At 70.0% G+C, this 18,593-nt stretch carries 16 protein-coding genes and 1 pseudogene; 8 read left to right on the top strand and 9 right to left on the bottom strand.

Going from position 1 to position 18,593, the window contains the following annotated elements:
* A complete protein-coding gene (locus tag BN977_RS28245) occupies positions 1 to 525 on the top strand; it encodes a GNAT family N-acetyltransferase (RefSeq protein ID WP_036403235.1) in 525 nt (174 codons plus the stop codon).
* A 32-nt stretch (positions 526 to 557) separates the two neighbouring features.
* On the opposite strand, the gene zapE is transcribed toward BN977_RS28245, so the two are convergent.
* Positions 558 to 1,595, bottom strand: a complete 1,038-nt coding sequence (zapE, locus tag BN977_RS28240) for a cell division protein ZapE (RefSeq protein ID WP_036403232.1) — start codon at positions 1,593 to 1,595, stop codon at positions 558 to 560.
* 35 nt (positions 1,596 to 1,630) lie between these two features.
* Between zapE and BN977_RS28235 the strand changes: the two genes are divergently transcribed.
* The 4 genes from BN977_RS28235 to msrB are packed head-to-tail and all read left to right on the top strand — an operon-like array spanning position 1,631 to position 5,742.
* Entirely contained in the window at positions 1,631 to 2,398 is a 768-nt protein-coding gene (locus tag BN977_RS28235) for a pyrimidine reductase family protein (protein ID WP_036404649.1), read from the top strand.
* 58 nt (positions 2,399 to 2,456) lie between these two features.
* Positions 2,457 to 4,013 carry an alpha/beta hydrolase gene (locus BN977_RS28230; protein WP_036403230.1) on the top strand — a complete coding sequence of 519 codons (1,557 nt, stop codon included), beginning with the start codon at positions 2,457 to 2,459 and terminating at the stop codon, positions 4,011 to 4,013.
* 20 nt (positions 4,014 to 4,033) lie between these two features.
* Positions 4,034 to 5,320 carry an arabinofuranan 3-O-arabinosyltransferase gene (gene aftC, locus BN977_RS28225; RefSeq protein ID WP_036403228.1) on the top strand — a complete coding sequence of 429 codons (1,287 nt, stop codon included), beginning with the start codon at positions 4,034 to 4,036 and terminating at the stop codon, positions 5,318 to 5,320.
* Entirely contained in the window at positions 5,317 to 5,742 is a 426-nt protein-coding gene (gene msrB, locus BN977_RS28220; RefSeq protein WP_109790299.1) for a peptide-methionine (R)-S-oxide reductase MsrB, read from the top strand. The genes aftC and msrB overlap by 4 nt, the downstream gene beginning before the upstream one ends.
* Before the next feature lie 17 nt (positions 5,743 to 5,759).
* Here msrB and hemQ read toward each other — a convergent pair whose 3' ends face one another.
* Genes hemQ through hemE form a run of 3 tightly spaced genes read right to left on the bottom strand, consistent with a single transcriptional unit; the run spans position 5,760 to position 8,858 of the window.
* A complete protein-coding gene (gene hemQ / locus BN977_RS28215) occupies positions 5,760 to 6,452 on the bottom strand; it encodes a hydrogen peroxide-dependent heme synthase (protein ID WP_024449794.1) in 693 nt (230 codons plus the stop codon).
* A 4-nt stretch (positions 6,453 to 6,456) separates the two neighbouring features.
* Positions 6,457 to 7,812, bottom strand: a complete 1,356-nt coding sequence (locus BN977_RS28210) for a protoporphyrinogen oxidase (RefSeq protein ID WP_036403226.1) — start codon at positions 7,810 to 7,812, stop codon at positions 6,457 to 6,459.
* Positions 7,809 to 8,858 carry a uroporphyrinogen decarboxylase gene (gene hemE / locus BN977_RS28205; RefSeq protein ID WP_036403224.1) on the bottom strand — a complete coding sequence of 350 codons (1,050 nt, stop codon included), beginning with the start codon at positions 8,856 to 8,858 and terminating at the stop codon, positions 7,809 to 7,811. Before hemE ends, BN977_RS28210 begins: the two co-directional genes overlap by 4 nt.
* A gap of 124 nt (positions 8,859 to 8,982) precedes the next feature.
* Between hemE and BN977_RS28200 the strand changes: the two genes are divergently transcribed.
* Both BN977_RS28200 and BN977_RS28195 read left to right on the top strand, forming a co-directional pair.
* Positions 8,983 to 9,519 carry a DUF3000 domain-containing protein gene (locus BN977_RS28200; protein WP_234709723.1) on the top strand — a complete coding sequence of 179 codons (537 nt, stop codon included), beginning with the start codon at positions 8,983 to 8,985 and terminating at the stop codon, positions 9,517 to 9,519.
* Positions 9,519 to 10,775 (top strand): HRDC domain-containing protein, encoded by a 1,257-nt coding sequence (locus BN977_RS28195; RefSeq protein WP_036403221.1) that lies wholly within the window; start codon positions 9,519 to 9,521, stop codon positions 10,773 to 10,775. Before BN977_RS28200 ends, BN977_RS28195 begins: the two co-directional genes overlap by 1 nt.
* Here the strand turns inward: BN977_RS28195 and BN977_RS28190 are convergent.
* Positions 10,755 to 11,645, bottom strand: a complete 891-nt coding sequence (locus BN977_RS28190) for an alpha/beta fold hydrolase (RefSeq protein ID WP_036403218.1) — start codon at positions 11,643 to 11,645, stop codon at positions 10,755 to 10,757. The genes BN977_RS28195 and BN977_RS28190 overlap by 21 nt on opposite strands.
* 54 nt (positions 11,646 to 11,699) lie before the next feature.
* Between BN977_RS28190 and BN977_RS33400 the strand changes: the two are divergent.
* Positions 11,700 to 12,008 (top strand): annotated as a pseudogene (locus tag BN977_RS33400) (winged helix-turn-helix transcriptional regulator); the annotation flags it as partial.
* 135 nt (positions 12,009 to 12,143) lie between these two features.
* Here the strand turns inward: BN977_RS33400 and dxs are convergent.
* The 4 genes from dxs to BN977_RS28165 all read right to left on the bottom strand — a co-directional run bounded on the left by dxs (position 12,144) and on the right by BN977_RS28165 (position 18,573).
* The gene (gene dxs / locus BN977_RS28180) at positions 12,144 to 14,054 is read right to left on the bottom strand and encodes a 1-deoxy-D-xylulose-5-phosphate synthase (RefSeq protein ID WP_024449787.1); all 1,911 of its coding nucleotides are present in this window, start codon (positions 14,052 to 14,054) and stop codon (positions 12,144 to 12,146) included.
* Between the two features lie 27 nt (positions 14,055 to 14,081).
* Positions 14,082 to 15,350 (bottom strand): Na+/H+ antiporter NhaA, encoded by a 1,269-nt coding sequence (nhaA, locus tag BN977_RS28175; protein ID WP_036403216.1) that lies wholly within the window; start codon positions 15,348 to 15,350, stop codon positions 14,082 to 14,084.
* 62 nt (positions 15,351 to 15,412) lie between these two features.
* A complete protein-coding gene (locus tag BN977_RS28170) occupies positions 15,413 to 16,585 on the bottom strand; it encodes a class I SAM-dependent RNA methyltransferase (RefSeq protein ID WP_036403214.1) in 1,173 nt (390 codons plus the stop codon).
* The gene (locus BN977_RS28165; RefSeq protein ID WP_036404642.1) at positions 16,582 to 18,573 is read right to left on the bottom strand and encodes an APC family permease; all 1,992 of its coding nucleotides are present in this window, start codon (positions 18,571 to 18,573) and stop codon (positions 16,582 to 16,584) included. The genes BN977_RS28170 and BN977_RS28165 overlap by 4 nt, the downstream gene beginning before the upstream one ends.
* Positions 18,574 to 18,593: the final 20 nt, after the last annotated feature.

Genomic DNA, 18,593 nt, shown 5'->3' with positions numbered 1-18,593 from the left:
GTGCACGTCGAGCCGGCCGGCCCCGCAGATCTGTCCGAACTGGCGCAGGTCGCCGCGACCACCTTCCCGCTGGCCTGCCCGCCCGCGGTGTCGCCCGCCAACGTCGCCGCGTTCATCGCCGCCAACCTGTCCGCCGACCACTTCGCGGGCCACCTCGACGACCCGCAGCGGGTGGTGCTGCTGGCCCGCGACGACGCCCGAATCCTGGGCTACGCCATGCTGATTCGCGGGGCGCCCGACGACGCAGGCGTGGCGGCGGCGGTGCCCCTGCGGCCGGCAGTCGAGCTGTCCAAGATGTACGCGCTGCCCGACGTGCACGGCGCCGGCGTGTCGACGGCGCTGATGACCGAGGTGCTGAAGCGCGCCGCGGCGCTGGGCGCGGCCTGTGTCTGGTTGGGCGTCAACCAGGAAAACCAACGGGCCCAATGCTTCTACGCCAAAGCGGGATTCTCGGTCAGCGGTACCAAGACCTTTCGGCTCGGCGAGCACGTCGAGAACGACTACGTCATGGTGCGGGCGCTGTAACAATTCCCGGGTCGCTGCGCTCCTGCGCTCCGCTAGGCGTTCTGCGCGGCCGCGGTCAGTGCCAGCAGGCGCGAGGTGGCCCGCAGGTACTTCTTGCGGAAACCGCCGGCCAGCATCTCGGCGCTGAAGATGGTGTCCAGCTTGGTGCCCGACGCCAGCACCGGGATACCTTCGTCGTAGAGCCGGTCGGTCAGTGACACCAACCGCAGCGCCACGCTCTGGTCCTCGATCGGGTGCACCCCGGTGATGAACACCTCGCGCACCCCGTCGATCAGCGCGTGATAGCGCGACGGGTGCATGGTGGCCAGGTGCGCGCACAACGCGTCGAAATCGTCCAGCGTCGCCCCGGGCACCCCTTGGGCACGGGCCCGCACGTCATCGTCGGACAGCGGTTCGGGCGCGGGCGGCAGTCCGCGGTGCCGGTAGTCGGGACCCTCCACCCGCACCGTGGTGAAGATCGCCGCCAGCGTGTTGATTTCGCGCAGGAAATCCTGCGCGGCGAACCGGCCCTCACCCAGCTGCTCGGGCAGCGTGTTGGAGGTGGCCGCGATCGACACCCCGCGCTCCACCAGTGCCGAGAGCAACCGCGAGATCAGCGTGGTGTTGCCCGGATCGTCGAGTTCGAACTCGTCGATGCACACCACCACGTAGTCGGCCAGCAGATCGATGCACTCGGTGAAACCGAACACCCCGGCCAGCTGCGTCAGCTCGCCGAACGTCGCGAACGCGGTCGGCGCCACGTCGGCCGCCGACAGGGCGTAATAGGTCGAGGCCAGCAGGTGGGTCTTGCCGACGCCGAACCCGCCATCCAGGTACACCCCCACCCCGGGCAGCACCTCACGCTTGCCGAACAGTTTCTTCTTGCCGGCCCGCCGCGCCAGCGCCTGCTCGCAGAACGAGCGGCACTTCACCACGGCCTCGGCCTGCGACGGCTCGGCCGGATCGGGCCGGTAGGTGTCGAAGCTGACATCGGCGAACGTCGGCGGCGGAACCAGCCGCGCCACCAGCTGTTCCGGCGTGACCTTGGGGTGCCGATCCACCAGAGCTTCGACACCTTCGCCGCTTTGCATGTCGTGCACCCTATCGACGTGCTGCAATGATCCCCATGCCGGATGCCGCCGCTGGGACAGAACTCACAACACTGCAACCCACCGGGAGCACCACCGACGGCCAGCTCGCCGAGCATTACGCGTATCCGGACGGGCTCACCGACTGCTGGGTCCGGGCCAACTTCATCACCAGCCTGGACGGTGCCGCCACCACCGGCGGACGCTCCGGCGGGCTGGGTGGGGCCGGCGACCGGGCGCTGTTCGGGGTGATGCGGGAACTCGCCGACGTCGTCGTGGTGGGTGCGGGCACGGTGCGCACCGAGAACTACTCCGGGGCCCACCTGGGCGCCGGTGAACGCGCCCGGCGCCAGAGCCGTGGCCAGGCCGAGGTCCCGCCCATCGCCATCGTCACCCGGTCCGGTCATCTGGACAACGATCTGCTGGTGTTCACCCACACCGAGGTGCCGCCGCTGGTGCTCACCTCGCACAACGCGGCCGGCGGTGCGCGCGGCCGGCTGGCCGGGCTGGCCGAGGTGCACGACTGCTCGGCCGGCGACCCCGACGAGGTGGACCCGCACGCCATGGTCGCCGCCCTGGGCCGCCTCGGGCTGACCAGGGTGCTGACCGAGGGCGGCCCCAGCCTGCTCGGCACCTTCATCGCCGCCGACCTGCTCGACGAGCTGTGCCTGACCATCGCCCCGTTCGTCGTCGGCGGCACCGCCAAACGCGTCACCGACAGCCCGCGCGAGGCGCTGCACCGCCTGCAGCCCCGGCATGTGCTCACCGATTCGCAGGGCTACCTGTACACGCGCTACAGCCGCTAGTGCACAAGTGCAGGCGCTGACCATCGCTACTGTGGTCGGCATGCGTACGGCCCCGGGAATGCGTCCACTTGCGGCCATCGGTCTGGGTGTGACCGTCATGCTGCTCACCTCGTGCGCTCCCTTGCTGGCCGCAAACCCGCGCTACGCCACCGACTCCGGCGCCCACCCGCAGGGCCAGCCCCCGACCACCAGCACGGTGGCCGGGCCGCCCCCGATCGCCGCCCCCAAGAACGACCTGCAGGGCTGGCGGGACTGCACGGCGCAGACGTTCAGCACGGCCGCGGTGGCGCCGGTGCCCGGCGTCAAGCTGGAGTGCACCGCCTTCGAGGCCGACCTCGACCCGATCAGCGGCGCCAACGGCACCCTCGAGATCGGCGTAGTGCGGGCGTCGCGGGCCGACACCCCCGCCGACGCCGGACCGTTGGTGATGACCACCGGCACCGACCTGCCGTCGTCGATCCAGCTGCCCGCCTGGCTGAGCCGCAGCGGCACCGACGTGCTCAAGACGCACCCGATCGTCGCGGTGGACCGCCGCGGCACCGGCACCTCGGCGGCCATCAACTGCCGCGACGCCTACGACCGCCAGGAGATGATCGACCAGGCCCAGTTCGAGTCCGGTGACGATCCGGTGGCCAACCTGAGCGCCATCGCCCAAACCGCCACCACCAGCTGCACCGACACCATCGCCCCCGGCGACTCGGCCTACGACAACGCACACGCCGCCGAGGACATCGAACGACTGCGCAGCACCTGGAACGTAGACACCATAGCCCTGCTCGGCATCGGCAACGGGGCCCAGGTCGCGCTGGCCTACGCCGGGTCGCACCCGAACAAGGTGTCGCGCCTGGTGCTGGATTCGCCGCTGCCGCTGGCGATCAACGCCGAGGCCACCGCCGAACAGAAGGTGAAGGGTCAGCAGGCCGCACTGGACGCCTTCGCCGCCCAGTGCGCCGCCGTCAACTGCCCGCTCGGGCCCGACCCCAAGGGCGCCGTCGACGCGATCCTGGCCGCCGCCCGCGCCGGCAACGGACCCGGCGGTGCCAGCGTCGCCGCCGTCGCCGACGCCATCAGCACCGCACTGGCCTTCCCGCGGGGTGACCGGGTGGCCGCCACCAACGCGGTGGCCGGCGCGCTCGCCGCGGCCCGCGGCGGTGACGCCGGCGGCCTGAACGATCTGATCAGCCAGGCCGACGCGATGCGCCAGACCGACGGCCAGTTCGTCAACGGCTGCAGCGACGCCCTCAACCGGCCCACCCCCGACCGGGTGCGCGAGCTGGTCGTCGCCTGGCCGAAGCTCTACCCGCAGTTCGGCGGTGTCGGTGCGCTGCGCATGGTGAACTGCCTGAGCTGGCCCAGTGGCAACGCCCCGAAGGACCCCAAGGACCTCAAGATTCCGGTACTGCTGCTCGGCGTCCAGAACGACCCGATCATCGGCAACGAGGGCGTCGCCGCGGTGGCCGCGACCATCATCAACGCCGGCGCCACCAGCCGTCGGGTGATCTGGCAGGGCATCGGCCACGGCGCGACGATCTACTCGCCCTGCGCGTTGCCGCCGGTGCTCGGCTATCTGGATACCGGCAAGCTGCCCGAGACCGACACGTTCTGCCCCGCCTGAACGGAGCCCGGCGCGCTGCAGTGTACGGTGCGCAGGTGGCGCCAACCGATATCATCCTGAGCGTCTTTCGGCCTCGCACGTCCGCTCCCACCACCGCCAATGTGGTCCGGGCGGCCCTCTGGCCGATCGCGGTCATGTCGATCATCCACCGCAGCTACGTGCTGTCCACGAACGGCTACATCACCGACGATTTCGGGCCGGTGTACCGGGCGGTGTCCAACTTCCGGCGGCACTGGGACATTTACAACGAGCACTTCAACTACGTCGATCCGCACTACCTGTATCCGCCCGGCGGCACGCTGCTGTTGGCGCCCTTCGGGTTTCTACCGGAGTTCGCGTCGCGGTTCTGGTTCGTCGCGTTCAACTCGGTGGCGGTCATCATCGCGGCCTGCATTCTGGTACGGCTGTTCAAGTTCTCGCTGACCTCGGTGGCGCTGCCGGCCCTGCTGCTGGCCATGTACTGCACCGAATCGGTCACCAACACACTGGTGTTCACCAACATCAACGGCTGCCTGCTGCTGGCCGAGGTGCTGTTCTTCTACTGGCTGCTGTCCGGGAAAGTGGGCCACCAGTGGTGGGCCGGCGCCGCGATCGGATTGACGCTGGTGGTCAAACCGCTGCTGCTGCCGTTGCTGCTGCTGCCGGTACTGAACCGGCAGTGGCGCGCGCTGGTGACGGCGTTCGCCGTGCCGCTGGTGTTCAACGCGGTGGCCTGGCCGCTGTCGGCCGACCCGATGGGCTTCGTGCGCAACACCGTGCCCTACATCCTCGAGACCCGCGACTACTTCAACTCGTCGATCCTGGGCAACGGCATCTACTACGGCCTGCCGATGTGGCTGATCCTGGTGCTGCGGGTGGTCGCGGTGATCCTGGCCGTCGTCAGCCTGTGGCTGCTGTACCGGTACTACCGGGTGCGCGATCCGCTGTTCTGGATGCTGACGTCCTCGGGCGTGCTGCTCATCGCGTCGTGGCTGGTGCTGTCCCTGGCACAGGGTTACTACTCGATGATGCTGTTCCCGTTCTTGATGACGGTGGTGCTGCCCAACTCGGTGGTGCGCAACTGGCCGGCCTGGCTGGGCGTGTACGGCTTCCTCACCATGGACCGCTGGCTGCTGTGGCGCTGGCCGACCACGGGACGGTTCCTGGAGTACATGAAGATCACCTACGGCTGGTCGCTGCTGCTGGTGGTGGTGTTCTGCGTGCTCTACTACCGCTACGCCGACGCCAAGGCCGAGAACCGGCTGGACGCGGGCATCGACCCGCCCTGGATGACGGAGGACCGGCCACGCGCTAGCGTGGCGACATGAGCGACGCAGGACTGCCGGCACCCCGCATCCAGCTGACCGATGACGAGTGGCGGGACAAGCTCACCGCCGCCGAGTTCGCGGTGCTGCGCCGCGCGGGTACCGAGCGCCCGTTCACCGGTGAGTACACCGATACCAAGACCCCCGGCGTCTACGAGTGCCGGGCGTGCGGGGCCGAGCTGTTCCGCAGCACCGAGAAGTTCGAATCCCATTGCGGCTGGCCGTCTTTCTTCGATCCGGCCAATTCCGACGCGGTGATCCTGCGCCGCGACGACTCACTGGGGATGACCCGCGTGGAGGTGCTGTGCGCCAACTGCCACAGCCACCTCGGCCACGTCTTCGAGGGTGAGGGCTACCCCACCCCGACCGACCAGCGGTACTGCATCAACTCGGTGTCGCTGCGCCTGGTGCCCGCCGGCGCCTGAGCCCTCCGATCAGCGGGTCAGGGCAGGCGGGCCAGCAGGTCCTCCACCGCGACCCGCGGACCGGTGAAGAACGGCGTCTCCTCCCGGACGTGGCGGCGGGCGTCGGTGTAGCGCAGCTTCCACATCAGCTCGACGATGCGCGCCAGATCCGGCCCCTCGAAGGCCAGGATCCATTCGTAGTCGCCCAGCGCGAAGGCCGGCACCGTGTTGGCCCGCACATCGGGGTACTCGCGGCCGGCCATCCCGTGCTCGACGAGCATCTTGCGGCGCTCGTCGTCGGGCAGCAGGTACCAGTCCAGCGACCGCACGAACGGGTAGACGCAGATGTAGTCGCCCGGCGCCTCACCGGCGATGAAGGCCGGCACATGGCTCTTGTTGAACTCGGCGGGCCGGTGCAGCGCGACGACACTCCACACCGGATCGCTGGCCAGGCCCAGGGTGGTCCGCCGGAATGCGGTGTAGGTCGCCTGCAGGTCCTCGACCCGCTCGGCGTGGGTCCAGATCATGAAGTCGGCGTCGGCGCGGAACCCGGCGACGTCGTAGAGCCCGCGCACCACGACGCCGCGTTCCTCCTGCTGTTTGAGGAAGGTGGCGGTCTCGTCGATCACCGCGGTACGGTCGGCGTCCAGCGCCTCGGGCTGCACGGAGAACACCGAGATCATCATGTACCGGGTCATGGAGTTGAGCGCGTCGTAATCGAGCTTGGCCATACCGCTATCGTGCCACGCCCGGGCCGGTCAGTTTCTCGGCCGCCCGGGTGGCCGCCGCCACGCATGCGGGCACCCCGATACCGTCCAGGTAGCCGCCCGCGACGGCCAGCGTCGCGGGCAGTCCGCCGCGGATCTCGGCGACCAGATCGGCGTGCCCGGGACCGTACTGCGGCATCGCGTCGATCCAGCGCTGCACCCGGCAGTCCACCGGCTCGGTGACGATGCCGAACAGCCGGTTCAGGTCTTCCAGCGACCAGTTCAGCAGCACGTCATCACCCACGCTGCGGGCCAGCTGGTCACCGAACCGGCCGAACGAGAACCGCACCAGTTCGACGTTGCCGCGCCGGCCCCACTTCTGCGTGGTCAGCGTGATGGCCTTGGTGTGCAACGTTTCTCCGGCGGCGACGAGCACCCCGGACTGGTTGGGCAGCGGTGTCCCGCCGGGCAGCGCCAGGGCCACCAACGCGGACGAGGCCACCTGCACCCGCCGCGCCGCCGCCGCGCTGCGCGGCGCCACGTGCTCGATAAGCCGGCTCAGTCGCGGGGCCGGCACCGCCAGCACGACACCGTCAGCACTCCAGTGTCCGCCTTCGTCGTCGACCAGGTCCCAGCCGCGCGCCGACCGCATCACCCGCTCGATGCCGGCCTGCACCCAGCGCACCCCGGCCCGCCGGGCCAGTTCGTCGACCAGCACGCCGTAGCCGCCCGCGACGGCGCCGAACAACGCCCCGTCCCGCGGTGGCGGCAGCGCCTCGCGCACCGCGGCGCTCAGGCTGGCCGCGCCCCGGTCCAGGGCCGCGGCCAGGGTGGGGACCGCCGACCGGATCCCGATGGTGGCCGCCGAGCCGGCGTACACGCCGGTGAGCAGCGGCTCCACCGACCGGGTGACCACCTGTTCGCCGAACCGGTCACCGACCAGCTCGGCGACGGACGGATCCGCACCGGCGCGCCAGCGCAGCGGCCGGCCCGGCTCGGCCGCGATGCGGGCCAGGGTGGCGTCGTCCACCAGCCCGGCCACCGCGGCGGCCTGGGCCGGGATGCCCTGCAACGTCCCGGTGGGGACGGGGTGCAACCGGCCCTGGCTGTAGAGCAAGGGACGCGCCCCGGTGCTGGCGACCTGGCGGCCGGTCAGGCCGAGTTCGGCGAGCAGTGCGGGCACCTCGGGCCGGCGAGCGATGAACGCCTCGGCACCCAGGTCCACCGGTACCCCGCCGACCTGTTCGGTGCGCAGCACACCGCCCAGCCGGTCCGCCGGGTCGAACAGCGTGATCGACACGTCCGGGCCGGCCGCGACGCGCAGTCGGTACGCGGCGGTCAAACCCGAGACACCGCCGCCGACAACGCAATACGCCGATTTCACAATGAATGCACCAGCTCCACCAGATCGGTGATCACATCGGGGTCGGTGGCCGGCAGCACGCCGTGCCCCAGGTTGAAGATGTGCCCGGCGGCGCCGGCGGCCTGGGCCCGCCGTCCGTCCTCCACGACGGCACGCGCCGCGCGCTCCACCACCGACCGGCCGGCCAGCAGCACGACGGGGTCGAGGTTGCCCTGCAGCGTCGTGCCGGGCGGCACGCGGGTGGCGGCATCGGCCAGCGAGGTGCGCCAGTCCACCCCCACCACCGTCGCCCCGGCCTCGCCCATGGCACCGAGCAGTTCGGCGGTTCCCACCCCGAAGTGCGTCATCGGGACTCCCTCGCCCTTGAGCGCGTCGAACACCCGCGCGCTGTGCGGGAGCACCGCGGCCCGGTAGTCGGCCAGCGACAGGGTCCCGGCCCAGGAATCGAAGAGCTGGATGGCGTCCACCCCGGCGGCGAGCTGTTCGGTCAGGAAGGCGATGGTCAGGTCGGTGAGCGCCGTCATCAGGGCGTGCCAGGTGTCCGGCTCGCCCAGCATCATGGCCTTGGTCTTCTCGTGGTTGCGGCTGGGTCCGCCCTCCACCAGGTAGGACGCCAGCGTGAACGGCGCCCCGGCGAACCCGATGAGCGGCACGTCGCCCAGCTCGGACACCAACAGCGACACCGCCTGCGCGACCGGGGCCACCTGTTGGGGTTCAAGGGGTTTGAGGGTGTCGACGTCGGCGCGGGTCCGGATCGGATGGTCGATGACGGGCCCGACGTCGGGCACGATGTCCAGCGCCACCCCGGCGGCCTTCAGCGGCACCACGATGTCGGAGAACAGGATGGCCGCGTCCACGCCGTGCCGGCGCACCGGCTGCAGGGTGATCTCGCAAACCAGTTCCGGGTCGAAACAGGCCTCCAGCATCTTGTGGTTGGCCCGCAGTTCGCGGTACTCGGGCAGCGAACGACCCGCCTGGCGCATGAACCACACTGGTATACGCGAGGGCGTACGCCCGGCAGCGGCGGCGAGAAAGGGCGACTCGGGCAGGTCACGGCGGGTATTCATCGGCCACCATGTTGCCACGAGGGACAAATCCGGCGCGCCTGCGCACCCGTCGGGCCGGTTGGGTCTAGCGTCATTCGGTGTGACGTCCGCCGAACCGGCTCAGTTCCGTACCGCGGTCGCGGCGATGAATGCCGCGACGGTGCGGCCGGAGATCGAGCTGGGCCCGATCAGGCCCCCGCAGCGGCTGGCCCCGTACAGCTACGCGCTGGGTGCTGAGGTCCGCCACCCCGAGACGGCCGTCGTGCCGGAGCGGTCCGAGGGCGACGCGTTCGGCCGGTTGATCCTGCTGCACGATCCCGACGGTGCCGAGGCCTGGGACGGCACCATGCGGCTGGTCGCCTATATCCAGGCCGACCTGGACTCCACCGAGGCCGTCGACCCGCTGCTACCCGAGGTGGCGTGGAGCTGGCTGGTCGACGCGCTGGGATCGCATGCGGAGGCGGTGACGGCGCTGGGCGGCACCGTCACGGCGACCACGTCAGTGCGCTACGGCGACATCTCCGGACCCCCGCGCGCCCACCAGTTGGAGCTGCGGGCGTCCTGGACCGCCACCGACCTCGAGCTCGGACCGCACGTGCAGGCGTTTTGTGAGGTCCTCGAACATGCGGCCGGCCTTCCGCCGGCGGGAGTCACCAGCCTGGGCTCCCGCACGCGCGCCTGATGACCGGTCCGGCGCCGGAGTCCGAAACCGATTCCCCGGAACCCGAGGCCACCCCGCTGCTGGCACCCGCCGAGGGGGTGCCCGAGCTGTCGGCCTATCCCAGCGATATCGCCAGGGCCGCCGAGAGGCTGGCCGGTGGCACCGGTCCGTTCGCGATCGACGCCGAGCGGGCGTCCGGCTTCCGGTATTCGAACCGGGCCTACCTGGTGCAGATCCGGCGCGCCGGCGCGGGCACGGTGCTCATCGACCCCGTCAACCACGGCGGCGACCCGCTGCAGGTGATGGCGCCGGTGGCGCAGGTGCTGGCCACCGACGAGTGGGTGCTGCACGCCGCCGACCAGGACCTGCCGTGCCTGGCCGAGCTCGGGATGACACCGCCGAGCCTGTATGACACCGAGCTGGGCGGGCGGCTGGCCGGTTTCGAACGGGTCAACCTCGCCGAGGAGGTGCGCCGGCTGCTGGGGCTCGGCCTGGTGAAGGGCCACGGTGCGGCGGACTGGTCCAAACGGCCGCTGCCCCCGGAGTGGCTGAACTACGCCGCGCTGGACGTGGAGGTGCTGGTGGAGTTGCGGCACGCGGTCGCCGCCGTGCTGGAGGAGCAGGGCAAGACCGAGTGGGCCGCACAGGAATTCGAGTATCTGCGCAGCGTCGAACCGACCCCGACCCGGCGCGACCGGTGGCGCCGCACCTCCGGTATCCACAAGGTGCGCAACCCGCGGGCGCTGGCCGCGGTGCGCGAGTTGTGGACCACCCGGGACCAGATCGCCGCGCGCCGGGATATCGCGCCCGGCCGGATCCTGCCCGACTCGGCGATCATCAGCGCCGCCGTCGCCGACCCCGATACCGTCGAAAAGCTCACGGAACTACCGATTTTCGGTGGCAGCCGGCAGCGGCGCAGCGCCCAGGTGTGGCTGGACGCGCTGGCCAGGGCGCGCCGCGATCCCGATCCGCCGACGGCCGCCGAACCGGTGAACGGCCCGCCGCCGACGTCTCGGTGGTCGCGGCGAAAACCCGAGGCCGCCGAACGGCTGGAGAAGGCGCGGGCCGGGCTTGCCGAACTGTCCGAACGGGTTTCGGTGCCGGTGGAGAACCTGCTGACCCCGGACACCCTGCGCCGGCTGTGTTGGGACTGGCAGCCGGTGCCCGATGTCGGGGCCGCCGTCGACGAGTTCCTGGCGCAGGCCGGGGCGCGGCCGTGGCAGCGCGAGTTGACCGGCCCGGTGCTGACCGCGGCGTTATCGCCCGACGTGGGCTAGGAACGCCTCCAGCACCGCGTCCGGGGCCTCGATCTGGGGCCAGTGCGCGATGTCGTCGGCGAGCAGGTGCACATCGGGATTCGGGATGATCTCCGAATAGCGTTGCGCCATATTCCTTCCCGAGTTCGGATCGGACGGCCCGTTGATGAAGCGCATCGGCACCGCGGTCTCGCGCATGGCACGCACCCAGCGGTTGCGGTAGGTGTACCGGTCGGTGACGAACCGACCGAGTTTGTGGGTGACCCGCTTGCCGTCGTGGTAGTCCAGGATCTCGTGGAACTGGTTCATCATGTGCGGCGTCGGTTTGGTGTTGACCCCGAACATCTCGTTGATGGTGGGGTCGAACAGCCGGCGGGACAGCGGGCTGCCTTGCAGGGGACTGATGATGTCGCCCAACGGGGTTCGCGACAGCAGCTTCTGCACCAACCGGGGCTCGTAGGCCTCGACGAACAGCCCGCCGTTGAGCCAGGTGATCGAGTCGATGTGCAACGAGCCGTAGACCTGCTCGGCCCGCTCGTGGCGGGCCAGCAGTTCCTGGCCCACGGACACCCCGAGGTCGTGGGCCAGGATATGGGCCCTACCCACCCCCAGGTGTGCCAGCAGCGCTTCGTGCATGTCGGCGTGGTCGGGCACCGAGTAGCCGTACCGCTGGGGTTTGTCGGAGAAACCCATGCCGATCATGTCGGGGGCGATCACGGTGAAGCGGGAGGTCAGTTCCGGCCAGATCAGGGCCCAGTCCCAGGAGTTGAACGGATACCCGTGGATGAGAAGGAGATTCGGGCCGGTGCCCTCATGCCGGTAGAAGATGTCGAAGCCCAGGTAGTCGAACGACTTTCCCGCGGCCTTCCATTGCGCAAGCTCGGCGTCCATGGGCCGAGCCTAGCTGGGTTCGAAAAAAGAACGCAATAGCGATATGCTCACCCCGTGCGCTTCGACGCCTTGCACGAGGAACCGTGCTCGATCCTGCGGCCGCTGGCCCTGCTCGGTGACCGGTGGACACTGGTGCTGCTGCGCCAGGCGTTCGCGGGCGTCCGCCGCTTCGAGCACTTCCAGTCCAGCCTGGGTGTCAGCCGTTCCATGCTCGCGCAGCGGTTGACCCGGCTGGTGGACGCCGGGGTGCTGTCCCGCAGCGCCTACCGCGATGCGCGCCGCACGCGCTACGAGTACCGGCTCACCGAGAAAGGACTGGACCTGTACCCGGTCCTGATGGCGTTGCGGGCATGGGGCGACAAGTATCTGGCACCCGACGGCCCGTTCGTCCACTACCGGCACACCGGATGCGGCGGCCAGGTGGGGGTCCGGCTGTGTTGTGACACCTGCGGTGACGAGGTCACCGCGCGCGATGTCACACCCGATCCGGGGCCGGGTTCAGTCGACCTGCTCGCTGACGTCGACGCCCACCGGGCTGCCCAGCGCCGCCACCCAGCCGGTGATCTGGCGGGCGATGTGCTGATCGGTGAGCCCGATCTCGGTGAGGATCTCCGAGCGTGACGCGTGCTCCTGGAATTGCTGAGGTATCCCGACGTCGCGGCACGGCACGTCGATATCGTCGGCGCGCAACGCCGCCGACACCGCCGAGCCGATCCCGCCGTGCACGCCGTTGTCCTCGACGGTGACCACCAGCTTGTGCGCCGACGCCAGCGCGTGCAGCGCACGCGGCACCGGCAGCACCCAGCGCGGGTCGACGACGGTGACACCGATGCCCTGTCGTTGCAGGCGCTGCGCCACCGCCAGTGCCATCACCGCGAACGGTCCGACGGCGACGAGCAGGACGTCACCGGACAGGCCGTCGGCCGGCACCGCCAGGACATCCACCCCGTCACGCCGCTCTAGTGCCGGGATGTCTTCTCCCACAGCACCTTTCGGGAATCTGATGGCCGTCGGCCCGTCCTTCACGTCGAGCGCCTCGCCGAACTCCTCGCGCAGCCGGGTCGCGTCACGCGGGGCGGCCACCCGCATTCCGGGCACGATGCCCAGCATCGACAGGTCCCACATGCCGTTGTGGCTGGCGCCGTCGTTGCCGGTGACCCCGGCGCGGTCCAGCACCATGGTGACCGGCAGCTTGTGCAGCGCGACATCCATCATCACCTGATCGAACGCCCGGTTCAGGAACGTCGAGTAGATGGCCACCACGGGATGCATGCCGCCCATCGCCAACCCGGCCGCCGACGTCATGGCGTGCTGCTCGGCGATGCCGACGTCGAAGAAGCGGTCCGGATAGTGCTGGCGGAAGGCACTCAGCCCGGTCGGGCCGGGCATGGCCGCGGTGATCGCGACGATATCGCGGCGGCGGGCCGCCTTCTGGATCAGCTCGTCGGAGAAGACCGACGTCCACCCCGGCGGGGAGGCGGCGGTCGAGCGCCCGGTGTGCGGGTCGATGACGCCCGTCGAGTGCATCTGCTCGGCTTCGTCGTTCTCGGCGAACGAATAGCCCATGCCCTTGCGGGTCACGACGTGCACGATCACCGGCGCGTTGAAACCACGGGCGCTGCGCAGCGCCGCCTCGACGGCGCGCTCGTCGTGGCCGTCGATCGGCCCGACGTACTTCAGGCCCAGGTCGGTGAACATGACCTGCGGCGACAGCGCGTCCTTGATCCCGGCCTTGACGCTGTGCATGCACTGATAGCAGAACTCACCGATCAGCGGCACCCCGCGCACCGTGTCGCGGCCCTTTTCCAGCACCTTCTCGTAGCCCGGCTGCAGACGCAGCCCGGCCAGGTGGTCGGCGAGCCCGCCGATGGTCGGCGCGTAGCTGCGTCCGTTGTCGTTGACGACGATGACGATCGGCCGGTGCGCGGCGGCGATGTTGTTCAGCGCCTCCCAGCACATGCCGCCGGTCAGCGCCCCGTCACCCACGACGGCGACGACGTGCCGGTTGCGATGCCCGGACAACTCGAACGCCTTGGCCAGCCCGTCGGCGTAGGACAGCGCGGTGCTGGCGTGGCTGGATTCCACCCAGTCGTGCTCGCTCTCGGCCCGCGACGGGTAGCCGGACAGGCCGCCCTTCATCCGCAGGTTGGCGAATTCTGCGCAGCGGCCGGTGAGCATCTTGTGCACGTAGGCCTGATGGCCGGTGTCGAAGATGATCGGGTCGTGCGGCGAGTCGAAAACCCGGTGCAGCGCCAGGGTCAGTTCGACCACGCCCAGGTTCGGGCCGAGATGACCGCCGGTTGCAGCAACCTTGTGAATCAGGAATTCACGGATTTCACAGGCCAGATCGTTGAGCTGCGACTGGGAAAGGTGCTGCAGATCTGCGGGTCCGCGGATCTGTTCAAGCATCCCGTCAGTTTACGCACGCAACACCGGTCAGTCCCGTCGAGCCTGATAGATGTCGGGCACGCCGTCGTGGTCGGCGTCGGCGGTCTCCAGCGCGTGGATGCGCCGGTAGGCGGCATTGCGGCTGACCAGCACGACCGCGGCCAGTGCGCCGGCCAGCACCGATCCGCACAGCACCGCGATCTTGACGTCGGTGTAGGCCACGCTGCCGTCGGCGAAGGCCAGCTCCCCGATCAGCAGTGAGACGGTGAACCCGATCCCGGCCAGCAGCGCCACCCCGAGCACATCGCGCCAGGCCAGCTCGTCGTCCAGGCTGGCCCCGGTGAACCGGGCCAGCAGCCATGTGGTGCAGAACACACCGATCGGTTTGCCGAGCACCAGCCCGGCGATGACGCCGATGGTCACCGGATGCAGCAGCGAGTCGCCCAGGCCGCTGAACCCGCCCACGGTGACACCGGCGGCGAAGAACGCGAACACCGGCACGGCCACCCCGGCCGACAGTGGCCGCATGCGGTGTTCGACGGACTCGGCGGCGGCGTGGCGCCCCAACACCGGGACGGTGAAACCGAGCAGCACCCCCGCCACCGTGGCGTGCACCCCGCTGGCGTGCACCAGCGCCCAGGCGGTGACGGCCAGCGGGATGAGCAGCAGCGGATGTCGCCACCCCTTCTGCACCGCCAGGCCGAACAGCCCGATCGGGACGAGTGCGGCCAGCAGTGGCCCGGGCGCGAGGTGGTCGGTGTAGAACGCGGCGATGACCGTGATCGCCAGCAGGTCGTCCACGACGGCCAGGGTGAGCAGGAAGGTTCGCAGCGCGGTCGGCAGGTGGGTGGACAGGACGGCCAGCACGGCCAGCGCGAACGCGATGTCGGTGGCGATGGGGACGGCCCAGCCGCCGAGGTTCTCACGGTGGCCGGCGTTCACGGCGACGAAGATGGCCGCCGGCGCGACCATGCCGCCGACGGCCGCCGCGATGGGCAGCGCCGCGCGCGCCGGGTCACGCAGGTCACCGGCGACGAACTCGCGTTTGAGTTCGACGCCGACGACGAAGAAGAAGATGGCCAGCAGGCCGTCGGCGGCCCAGGCGCTGATGGTCAGATGCAGGTGCAGCCGTTCCGGGCCGAGAGCGAAATCGGAGAGCCTGCGGTAGTCGTTCGCCCACGGCGAGTTGGCCCAGATCAGGGCGGCGCCCGCCGCGACGAGCAGCAGCATGCCGCCGACGGTTTCGCTGCGCAGGATCTCGCTCAGCCGCTTGGTCTCGGGCCAGGAGCCCCGGCTCAGCAGTCGGCGCCTGATCATCGGTCTCCTCCGGGTAGCGGTCAGCGACGCCGACCAGACTTCCCGGCACACCTGGGTTCAGGTTATCGCGCCAGCACCGCCACGCACTCGACGTGGTGCGTCAGCGGGAACGCGTCGAACACCCGCAGCTGTTCGACGGTGTACCCGTTGCGCAGGTACTCCCCCACGTCGCGGGCGAATGACGCCGTCTCACAACCGATGTGGATCACTCGAGGTACCCCGGCGATCATGTCGATCACCTCGCGGCCGGCCCCGGTGCGCGGCGGGTCGAGCACCGCGACATCCGCCGCCGGGCGTCGCTGCCCCGACAGCGCACGGCGCACCGAGTCCGTCACCACCGACACCCACGGCATGTCGGCCAGCGCCGCACGCGCGGCGCGCGCCGATCCTCGTGACGTGTCGACCGTCAGCACGTGCCCCGACGCACCGACTTCGGCGGCCAGCGCCGCCGCGAAAACCCCTGCGCCACCGTAGAGATCCCACGCCGTCATGCCGGGCCGCAGCCGGGCCGCATCGCGGATCAGGGCGCTGTAGAGCGCGGGGGCATCCCGGTGGGCCTGCCAGAACGCCGTCACCGGCACCCGCCACTGCCGGTCGCCGATGCGCTGCACCGCCTCGTAGGTGCCCTCGACGGCCTGCGTCTGCGCCTTGCGGCCCGGGCCCGTCTGCACGATGTGCCGCACCCCGTCGTCGTCGACGGCGATGTGCAGTTGCGCCCCCGGCGGCCAGCGGGATCCGGCCACCCCGTCCAGCAGCCCGGGCCGCAGCTGCCCGCAGTTCAGCTCGGGGTGCAGCTCGTTGCTGTGATAGCGGTGAAACCCGGCGTGGCCGGACTCCGAGACATCCAGGCGCACCCGGGTGCGCCAACCGGTGGCGCCGGTCGTACCGACCTCTTCGGCCACCCCGCTCCACTGGAAGCCGCCCAGGCGGGCCAGCTGATTGGCCACCACCTCGCCCTTGAGCCGGCGGACGGCCGAGGGCTCAGCGAAGGCCAGGTCGCAACAGCCCGAACCGTGCACACCGGCGATCGGGCACAACGGCTCGATCCGGTCCGGGGACGCCTCCAGCACCTCCAGAACGTCTGCGTGCCAATAGGATCCGCGCTCGGCGCGCACCCGCACGCGCACCGTCTCCCCCGGCAGGGCGTAGCGGACGAACACCACCCGGCCGTCGTGGCGGGCCACGCAGCTGCCACCGTTGGCCGCCGGCCCGGTGGTCAGCGTCAGCTCGCTCAATCCAGGAAACCTCTGCGCGCGTCGCCGGGCGCGGACTGCGGCGCCAGCTTCTTGAGCCGTTCCGACGAGTTCAGCTGCCACGGCACCGAGGTCACCATCACGTTCGGCTCGAACAGCAACCTGCCCTTGAGCCGCAGCGCGCTCTGGTTGTGCAGCACCTGCTCCCACCAGTGCCCCACCACGTATTCGGGGATGAACACGGTCACCACCGTGCGCGGTGACTCCTTGGTGACCCGCTTGACGTAATCCAGTACGGGCCTGGTGATTTCGCGATAGGGCGAGGCGATCACCTTGAGCGGGACGGAGACGTCGCTTTCCTCCCATTCGTGCACCAGCTGGCGGGTCTCGGCGTCGTCGACGCTGACGGTGATGGCCTCCAGCACGTCCGGGCGGGTGGCCCTGGCGTAGGCCAGCGCGCGCCGGGTCGGCAGGTGCAGTTTGGACACCAGCACCACGGCGTGGTTGCGGCTGGGCAGCACCATGTCACCCGCCGATTCCTCCTGCTCCTCCAGCTCCCGTGACACCGTGGCGTAGTGCTTGTGGATGAGCTTCATGATGACGAACAGCGAGGACATCGCCAGGATGGCGATCCACGCCCCGGCGAGGAATTTCGTCAGGATGACGATGACGAGCACCGTGCCGGTGCACACGCACCCGACGCTGTTGATCACCCGGGACCGCATCATGTGCCGGCGCACCGCCGGGTCGGTCTCGATGCGCAGCAGCCGGGTCCAGTGCCGGACCATGCCGATCTGGCTGAGGGTGAACGAGACGAAGACGCCGACGATGTAGAGCTGGATCAGCGCGGTCACCTCGGCGCGGAACGCCACCACGAACGCGATGGCGGCGAACGCCAGGAACAGGATGCCGTTGGAGAAGGCCAGCCGGTCGCCGCGGGTGTGCAGCTGCCGGGGCAGGTAGCGGTCCTGCGCCAGGATCGAACCGAGCACCGGGAAACCGTTGAAGGCCGTGTTCGCGGCCAGTACCAGGATCAGTGCGGTGACGCCCGCGATGGCGTAGAGCCCGATCGGGAAATCGTGGAACACCGCGTCGGCCAACTGCGCCACCAGGGTCTTCTGGTGGTATCCAGGGGGCGCCCCGACGAGCTGATCGGTGTTCTCGGCCATCTTCGCGCCGGTCTCCTTGGCCAGCATGATGATGCCGAGGAACAGCGTCGTGGCGATCCCGCCCAGCAGCAGCAGGGTGGTTGCGGCGTTGCGCGACTTGGGTTTCTGGAAGGCCGGCACCCCGTTGCTGATGGCTTCCACACCGGTCAGCGCCGCGCACCCGGACGAGAAGGCCCGGGCCACCAGGAACACCATGGCCAGACCCAACACGTCGCCGTGCTCGGAGTGCATCTCGAAGCCGGCGGACTCGGCCCGCAGCTCGTGCCCCAGCACGAAGATCTGGAAGAAGCCCCAGCCCAGCATCAGGTACATGCCGATCATGAACGCGTAGGTGGGGATGGCGAAGGCGGTGCCGGATTCCCGGATACCGCGCAGGTTCAGCGAGGCCAGCACCAGGATCGCCACCACCGCGAACAACACCTTGTGCTGGGCGATGAACGGCACCGCCGAGCCGATGTTCGACATCGCCGAGGCCATCGACACCGCCACCGTGAGGACATAGTCGACCAGCAGCGCACTGGCCACCGTCAGACCGGCGGTGTGCCCCAGGTTGGTGGTGACCACCTCGTAGTCACCACCGCCGGAGGGGTAGGCGTGCACGTTCTGCCGGTAGCTGGCGATCACCACCATCATGACCGCGGCCACCGCCAACCCGACCCAGGGGGCCACCGAGTAGGAGGTCAGCCCGGCGACCGACAGCACCAGGAAGATTTCCTCCGGGGCGTAGGCGACGGACGACAGGGCGTCGGAGGCGAACACCGGCAGCGCGATCCGCTTGGGCAGCAGCGTGTGCGCGAGCTTGTCGCTGCGGAACGGCCTTCCCAGGACCAGCCGGCGCGCGGCGGTCGAAAGCTTGGACACGAGTGCCAAGACTAAGCCCA

Source organism: Mycolicibacterium cosmeticum, from assembly GCF_000613185.1.
GTDB lineage: Bacteria > Actinomycetota > Actinomycetes > Mycobacteriales > Mycobacteriaceae > Mycobacterium > Mycobacterium cosmeticum.
Note: the sequence above shows the minus strand (reverse complement) of the source record. Positions and strands in the feature narration are given on the sequence as shown.

Excerpts from the sequence above, each read along its gene's own strand:
- zapE (WP_036403232.1), bottom strand. The coding sequence starts at position 1,595 with ATGCAAAGCGGCGAAGGTGTCGAAGCTCTGGTGGATCGGCACCCCAAG.
- BN977_RS28235 (WP_036404649.1), top strand. The coding sequence starts at position 1,631 with ATGCCGGATGCCGCCGCTGGGACAGAACTCACAACACTGCAACCCACC.
- BN977_RS28230 (WP_036403230.1), top strand. The coding sequence starts at position 2,457 with ATGCGTCCACTTGCGGCCATCGGTCTGGGTGTGACCGTCATGCTGCTC.
- msrB (WP_109790299.1), top strand. The coding sequence starts at position 5,317 with ATGAGCGACGCAGGACTGCCGGCACCCCGCATCCAGCTGACCGATGAC.
- hemQ (WP_024449794.1), bottom strand. The coding sequence starts at position 6,452 with ATGGCCAAGCTCGATTACGACGCGCTCAACTCCATGACCCGGTACATG.
- hemE (WP_036403224.1), bottom strand. The coding sequence starts at position 8,858 with ATGAATACCCGCCGTGACCTGCCCGAGTCGCCCTTTCTCGCCGCCGCT.
- BN977_RS28200 (WP_234709723.1), top strand. The coding sequence starts at position 8,983 with ATGAATGCCGCGACGGTGCGGCCGGAGATCGAGCTGGGCCCGATCAGG.
- BN977_RS28195 (WP_036403221.1), top strand. The coding sequence starts at position 9,519 with ATGACCGGTCCGGCGCCGGAGTCCGAAACCGATTCCCCGGAACCCGAG.
- BN977_RS28190 (WP_036403218.1), bottom strand. The coding sequence starts at position 11,645 with ATGGACGCCGAGCTTGCGCAATGGAAGGCCGCGGGAAAGTCGTTCGAC.
- dxs (WP_024449787.1), bottom strand. The coding sequence starts at position 14,054 with ATGCTTGAACAGATCCGCGGACCCGCAGATCTGCAGCACCTTTCCCAG.
- nhaA (WP_036403216.1), bottom strand. The coding sequence starts at position 15,350 with ATGATCAGGCGCCGACTGCTGAGCCGGGGCTCCTGGCCCGAGACCAAG.